At 36.0% G+C, this 6,437-nt stretch carries 8 protein-coding genes; 6 read left to right on the forward strand and 2 right to left on the reverse strand.

Annotated features, from left to right (window positions below; translation table 11 throughout):
* The first annotated feature begins 189 nt into the window (after positions 1–189).
* The 5 genes from Q0A18_RS13960 to Q0A18_RS13980 are packed head-to-tail and all read left to right on the forward strand — an operon-like array spanning position 190 to position 3,250.
* Positions 190–1,332 carry an aspartyl protease family protein gene (locus tag Q0A18_RS13960; RefSeq protein ID WP_292010767.1) on the forward strand — a complete coding sequence of 381 codons (1,143 nt, stop codon included), beginning with the start codon at positions 190–192 and terminating at the stop codon, positions 1,330–1,332.
* Between the two features lie 13 nt (positions 1,333–1,345).
* The gene (locus Q0A18_RS13965; protein ID WP_292010768.1) at positions 1,346–1,855 is read left to right on the forward strand and encodes a hypothetical protein; all 510 of its coding nucleotides are present in this window, start codon (positions 1,346–1,348) and stop codon (positions 1,853–1,855) included.
* The gene (locus tag Q0A18_RS13970; RefSeq protein ID WP_292010769.1) at positions 1,852–2,199 is read left to right on the forward strand and encodes a tRNA-binding protein; all 348 of its coding nucleotides are present in this window, start codon (positions 1,852–1,854) and stop codon (positions 2,197–2,199) included. The genes Q0A18_RS13965 and Q0A18_RS13970 overlap by 4 nt, the downstream gene beginning before the upstream one ends.
* 16 nt (positions 2,200–2,215) lie before the next feature.
* Positions 2,216–2,920: a 3'-5' exonuclease gene (locus tag Q0A18_RS13975; RefSeq protein ID WP_292010770.1), complete on the forward strand. Its 705-nt coding sequence runs from the start codon at positions 2,216–2,218 to the stop codon at positions 2,918–2,920.
* 3 nt (positions 2,921–2,923) lie between these two features.
* Positions 2,924–3,250 carry an SUF system Fe-S cluster assembly protein gene (locus Q0A18_RS13980; RefSeq protein WP_292010771.1) on the forward strand — a complete coding sequence of 109 codons (327 nt, stop codon included), beginning with the start codon at positions 2,924–2,926 and terminating at the stop codon, positions 3,248–3,250.
* A 56-nt stretch (positions 3,251–3,306) separates the two neighbouring features.
* On the opposite strand, the gene Q0A18_RS13985 is transcribed toward Q0A18_RS13980, so the two are convergent.
* Complete coding sequence (locus Q0A18_RS13985; RefSeq protein ID WP_292010772.1) at positions 3,307–4,152, reverse strand: sulfurtransferase; 846 nt, start codon at positions 4,150–4,152, stop codon at positions 3,307–3,309.
* A 9-nt stretch (positions 4,153–4,161) separates the two neighbouring features.
* The gene (locus Q0A18_RS13990) at positions 4,162–5,010 is read right to left on the reverse strand and encodes a hydroxymethylglutaryl-CoA lyase (protein ID WP_292010773.1); all 849 of its coding nucleotides are present in this window, start codon (positions 5,008–5,010) and stop codon (positions 4,162–4,164) included.
* Between the two features lie 187 nt (positions 5,011–5,197).
* On the opposite strand from Q0A18_RS13990, the gene pepT reads away from it, so the two are divergent.
* Positions 5,198–6,437: peptidase T (gene pepT / locus Q0A18_RS13995; protein ID WP_292010774.1), on the forward strand; the 1,240-nt coding region annotated here is incomplete at its 3' end.

Below are 6,437 nucleotides of genomic sequence, written 5' to 3' on the forward strand. Positions count from 1 at the left end.
CCCTATTAACTTTACAGTCATAATTTAGGCTTACACACTCATACCCTTCATTATTTTCATTATCAAATTCGGAATTAAAATAGTTATATTTAAAATATTTATTAATTTTATAAATTTCAAAGCCACAGAGACATGTTTAAAAAAGCCTCAGCCTTCAGCTCTATAAAGTTTAAAAAATTGATATTACTTATGGGAATATTGATCTTTAGCAATGCTTTTTCCCAAAAAGGTATTTTTAAATATGGAACACTATCTCCGGAGCATTATAAAGAAAACCTCACCTTCGAGTATATTAAAGACCTGATTTTTATTAATGTAGAAATCAATAAGAAAACGTATCGTTTTCTTGTAGATACCGGAGCCCCTACCATCATAAGCTCCAAAGTAAAAGGGGATTTTAAAATAGTTCAGCAAGATGAAATTACTGATGCTTCAAAAAACACCCAGTCTGTTAATTATGTTCTTATTCCTCAGATGAATTTGGGCGCTCTTACATACAGAAACTTCAGTGCAATGAGGTCGGATATGGAACTATTACAAGAATTGAATATTGATGGTATCCTTGGCGCTAATCTAATTCGTAAAAGTATTTGGGACTTTGATATTGTCCATCATAAAATAATGATTTCTGATTATCTAAACACTGAAACCGTGAAAGGTTTTGATTTCGCAAAGATTAAAACTTTAGAAACAGGTACCCCTGCACTGACTTTAGTTTATTTCAATTCTATTAAAGAACATGGTATTTATTTTGATACTGGTTATAACGGTCTTTTCTACTTAACAGACAGTATATTTGAAAAAGTTTCAAAAAAGAAGCTTTTAAAAAAGAAAATAGAAGGAGCAGGCCAAGTTTCAAAAAGTGCTTTTGGAACTGAGGTAGGCACCACTTATATGTTACCTTTGGAAATGAAATTAGGAAAGCATCCTATTCCCACCTTTCTTTCTGATGTTAATAAAGATGAAGAATCGAATCTCGGTTGTGAATGGCTGCAATATTATCATACAATTATATCAAAAGATAAGTTCTACTTTAAATCTAATGGTAAGAAAATAAATAGTCAGTTTATTACTAATGGAATAAACACCGGAAGAGACTCTAAAGGACTTTATATTTCTTTTCTCTGGAAGAATTCTGCAGCTGACAAAAAAGGACTCAGGCTTAATGACAGAATTTTATCTGTTGACCAACAAGCCCCGGATCTTCGAAACCCGGAGGCTGTCAAGGAGTTAGAAGATAAAATTAAAGAAAATAAAAAAGTTCTTTTAGAAATTAACACCAAAGGAAACTTTATAGAGCTGAAGAGTGAAATACTATTAGATACACTATAAATTTCATTATATTATGAATCTTGAACAAGTCAGCTTACACCTTAATGCATATAAAGATCACGACCAGATTATAGATGCTGCCCAATATCTGATCAGCTCCTTCGGACTGGAACATGAAAATTTTGCAGGTTTTGGCTTTCGTCCGGAATTATCTCCTGGCTCTATGTTGTTAACTGCTGAAGGTGAATTAGGGGGACCACAGAGAGTAATGATTCCAAAAAATATATTTGACTTTGATTTATCTCTGGTTCTCAATATGATCGCCCATGAAATGCTTCATGTAAGACAGAAAGCTCCGGGACACGTAATAGAAGATAAGAACGAGAGGGAGTTTCAGGCATATTATGAAATGCTTTTCCATAAAATTTTTCCACAAATTCCTGAAGTTTCGGATTTTCACAAAATCTTTTTTGGAGAAAAAGCACTTGAATATTATAAAAGGATGGGAGAAAACTCATTTCTTCAGGAAAAATATAAAGAACAGGAGATAGAAATAAAACAACTCATACAAAACTTATCATGAATACAAAAGCGGAAATAACCTGGAATGATTTTGAAAAATTAGATATCCGATGCGGAACCATAATCAATGCTGAAGACTTTGAAAAGGCAAGAAACCCGTCCTACAAACTTGAAATAGATTTCGGAGATTTAGGTATAAGAAAATCCTCTGCACAGATTACAAACCTGTATTCAAAAGAAGGATTGATAGGAAAACAGATTCTTGCCATCGTCAATTTTCCCAAAAAACAAATTGCTAATTTCTTCAGTGAATGCCTTGTGTTGGGAGTATATGGTGAGGATAAAAAAGATGTTACCCTGTTAACACCTTCCCTTCCGGTAAAAAACGGGATGCAGGTCGGATAAAATATAAAAAGCACATATGATACAAAACATTCCATTAGAAAGAGTTTTATTTCTCGATATTGAAACCGTTCCCGCAGCCGCTGTCTGGGAAGATTTGCCGGAAACCGATCAGAAACTTTGGGATAAAAAGACAAGGTTTCAGAGAAAAGATGAGGTTTCCGCAGAAGAGTTTTATCCTGAAAGAGCCGGTATTATGGCCGAATTCGGAAAGATTATATGTATTACGATCGGAATGCTGGAGAAGAATGAAACGTTGAAGATCAAAAGCTTTGCGGATGATGATGAAAAAAAACTGCTGGAAAGTTTTGGTGAAATATTCAACAGTCCAAGGCTCAGGGATGTTATACTTTGCGCTCATAATGGAAAAGAATTTGATTTTCCATGGATTGCAAGACGATTTCTGATTAACGGAATGCAGCCCCCTCTTCCTTTCCAGATGTTTGGAAAGAAGCCATGGGAAATTCCACATCTTGATACAATGGAGCTTTGGAAATTTGGGGATTACAAAAGCTTTGTATCGCTTGAATTACTGGCTCATGTATTTGGGATTCCGACGCCGAAAGATGATATTGATGGCTCAATGGTTTCATCAATTTACTACATAGAAAAAGACTTGCAAAGAATTGTTCAATATTGTGAAAAAGATGTCTTAACTTTGGCAAATATTTTCAGACGCATGCGTCAGGAAGATTTACTTAAAAGAAATAGCAATTTAGATTAAACAATGAAATTTACCGACGAACAGATCGCTGACATCGGAGATAACATTATAAGAGTTCTTAAAACCGTGTATGACCCTGAAATTCCAGTGGATATTTACGAGTTGGGATTGGTTTATGATGTTCAGATTTCTGATGATGCCGATGTAAAAATTATAATGACACTTACAACCCCTAACTGCCCTGTCGCAGAAACACTGCCACAGGAAGTAAAAGATAAGGTTCAGGAAGTGGAAAATGTAAAAAGTGTTGATTTGGAGCTTACCTTTGAGCCTAGCTGGCATAAAGATATGATGAGTGAAGAAGCCAAATTTGAACTGGGAATGCTTTAAAACTCCCATAGAGAAATATAAAACCGCAGGAAAATATTGCTGCGGTTTTTTTTCTTTTACACGTCTTTTGCAATTTCTTTATCTCTTCTACTCCATTCACTCCAGGATCCTACATACAAATTGGGTATTTTAAATCCTGCCAACTCTAATGCAATAATCGTATGACAGGCTGTTACTCCTGAACCGCAATGAATAATCAGGCCCTCAGGCTTTCCGGCGAGAAGTTGTGTATACTTTTCTTTCAAAATTTCAGGTTTCAAAAAGTTTCCATTCTCATCAAGATTTTCCGAAAAAGGAATATTAATCGCTCCTGGAATATGACCTGCAACTAAATCAATAGGTTCTGATTCTCCTTTGTAACGATAAGCGTCTCTAACATCTATAACCGTAATAGTATGGTTTTCTAACTCAGATTCTACTTCTTCAATATATGCGAGAGGAAATATCCAGTTCTCTTGATGCATTAATGGTGAGGCTTCAAAGCTTTGTTTACCAGAGGAGAATTCAATTTCGCTTTTCTCCGCTGCCTGAATTCCTCCATCCAGAATCCGTACATTCTCAATTCCGAATGCTCTTAGCATCCACCAAGCACGAGCTCCAGCATTTGACCCGTTTTTATCATCATAAATAACAATATGGGAATCCTTTGAAATTCCAAGCCGAGAAAGAGTTTCTGCAAATTTTTCAATCCTGGGAAGGGGATGTCTCCCGCCGAAGGCCGCATCTTCGCCAATTTCTGCCAGGTCTTTATCAAGATCAATGAACCGAGCATTCCTTATATGTTTTTCAAGGTATGTGTGGTAGGCCTCTTTCCCTACTCTGGCATCCAGAATAACAAGGTTTTCATCATTGAGCAGAGGCTTAAGCTCTGAAGCTGAAATAACCGGTGAAATGGTACTCATATTATATGTTTAAAAATGAAAAATATCTTTTGCTACATTATAAGAACTTTCAAAGTTCAATAAATTCAGGGAATGATCTATTTTTTCTACACTCATAAAGTTGATAACCTGTTCTGTAGGCATATTCCCAACAAGATCATCTTTTGCCATAGGACATCCTCCGATTCCTTTAATAGCACTATCAAATCTTCTGCACCCTTTATCATAAGCAGCTTTTAATTTTGAATAAGAATCTTCATAACGGTTATGAAAGTGTCCCCCAAAATTAATTTCCGGGTACTTTTCAGGAATTTTCTCAAATAAAAGTGCAATTGTTTCCGCAGTAGCCACTCCTATAGTATCAGACAATAAAATATTTTTTACACCTATTTCCCGGAAACGCTCTGCCCATTTATCTACATCTTCCCACTTCCACATTTCTCCGTAAGGATTTCCAAAAGCCATAGAAAAATAAATGTTAAGTTCCCTGTTTTCACTTTTTACAAGCTCCAGCATTTTTATAATTTCACCGAAAGCCTCCTCCTGACTTTTATTGGTATTCCTGTGCTGAAAAGTTTCGGAAATAGAAAAGGGGAATCCAATAATATCAACGGATTGGTGCTTTAGTGCTTTCTCTGCTCCTCTATAATTCCCAATAATGGCAGAAACTTTAGTATCGGACAGGGATTTATCTATATTCTCAGCGACTTCATCAGAGTCAGCCATCTGGGGGATTGCTTTAGGAGATACAAAGCTCAGACAATCCAGTACATCGAATCCCACCTCCATTAAAGAGTTGATATAATCTATTTTTTTGCCGGTAGGAATAAACTCACTCCATCCCTGCATGGCATCTCTAGGACATTCTGTAAGAAACATTTTTACTTTTTGATTTACTCAAATATAATAAATCTAAATAATTTTATTCAGAACACACCAAAAACAACAAGTATTTTGATTTTCAACAGGTTATATTCAATTCAAACTTTTCATAAGGCAGATTCATCTGTAAATAACTTATTCTGAGTTTCAAAATTGTTAACTTTGCTAAAATTTTCGACATTCAATGAGTACTATAGAATTCAACCAAGTATGGAGAGAGAAACTCCTGAATCGTTTTCTTAATTATGTAAAAATATATTCTACAAGCGATCCTGAAAGTGAAACAACCCCATCTACCTCAAGGCAATGGGATATTGCCAATTATATTACAGAGGAATTAAAAACAATAGGACTGGAAGATGTTTCTATTGATGAACATGGTTATATCATGGGATATGTTCCTTCTAATCTTGACAACTCCACAACTCCAACGATTGGATTTATTTCTCATTATGATACATCACCGGACTTTAACGGTGAAAATGTAAATCCTCAAATCTGGGAAAATTATGATGGAAATGATCTTGTAGTTAATAATGCTACCGGGTTCACTCTTTCTCCTTCAAAATTTGAGACATTAAAAGATTATGTTGGTAAAACGCTGATCACAACGGACGGAACTACTTTACTTGGGGCTGATGATAAAGCAGGATGTGCCGAAATCGTTACTGCAGCCGAATACCTTATAGCTCATCCTGAAATTAAACATGGAAGGGTCGCTATTGGATTTACCCCGGATGAAGAAATAGGTAGAGGAGCGCATAAATTTGATGTAAATAAATTTGGTGCGGAATGGGCTTACACTATGGATGGTGGTGAAGTGGGAGAATTGGAATATGAAAACTTCAATGCTGCCGGTGCTGTCGTAAAAATCCACGGACTCAGTGTTCACCCGGGATATGCTTTCGGAAAAATGATCAATGCCAGCCTTTTAGCTGCTGAATTTGTACAAACACTACCAGCTAATGAGACACCTTCTACCACTAAAGGATTTGAAGGCTTTTACCATTTAACGGATTTCAACTCTGATGTCTCGGAAGCGAAGCTCCAATATATTATTCGTGACCATGATGCTGAAAAATTTGAAGCCAGAAAAAAATTTATGGAAGAGAAAGTTGCTGAATTCAATCAAAAATACGGGGAAGGGACAGCTGAGGTTGAAATTAAGGAGCAATACCGTAATATGAAACAGCAGTTTGAAGGTAAAATGCATATTGTAGAGCTTGCGGCCAACGCAATGAAAGCAGCCAATATCGAACCTAATATCAAGGCAATCAGAGGAGGGACAGACGGAGCTCAGTTATCCTATATGGGGTTACCTTGCCCAAATATCTTTGCGGGAGGTTTAAACTTCCACGGCCCTTATGAATATGTAGCTCTGGAAAGTATGGAAAAAGCTACCGAAGTCATTATCAATATTATTA

It is taken from the genome of Chryseobacterium sp. (assembly GCF_022712095.1).
Classification (GTDB): domain Bacteria; phylum Bacteroidota; class Bacteroidia; order Flavobacteriales; family Weeksellaceae; genus Chryseobacterium.

Coding starts and splice junctions, on each gene's coding strand:
- Q0A18_RS13965 (WP_292010768.1), top strand. CDS start 1,346: ATGAATCTTGAACAAGTCAGCTTACACCTTAATGCATATAAAGATCAC.
- Q0A18_RS13985 (WP_292010772.1), bottom strand. CDS start 4,152: ATGAGTACCATTTCACCGGTTATTTCAGCTTCAGAGCTTAAGCCTCTG.
- Q0A18_RS13970 (WP_292010769.1), top strand. CDS start 1,852: ATGAATACAAAAGCGGAAATAACCTGGAATGATTTTGAAAAATTAGAT.
- Q0A18_RS13975 (WP_292010770.1), top strand. CDS start 2,216: ATGATACAAAACATTCCATTAGAAAGAGTTTTATTTCTCGATATTGAA.
- Q0A18_RS13990 (WP_292010773.1), bottom strand. CDS start 5,010: ATGTTTCTTACAGAATGTCCTAGAGATGCCATGCAGGGATGGAGTGAG.
- Q0A18_RS13960 (WP_292010767.1), top strand. CDS start 190: ATGGGAATATTGATCTTTAGCAATGCTTTTTCCCAAAAAGGTATTTTT.
- Q0A18_RS13980 (WP_292010771.1), top strand. CDS start 2,924: ATGAAATTTACCGACGAACAGATCGCTGACATCGGAGATAACATTATA.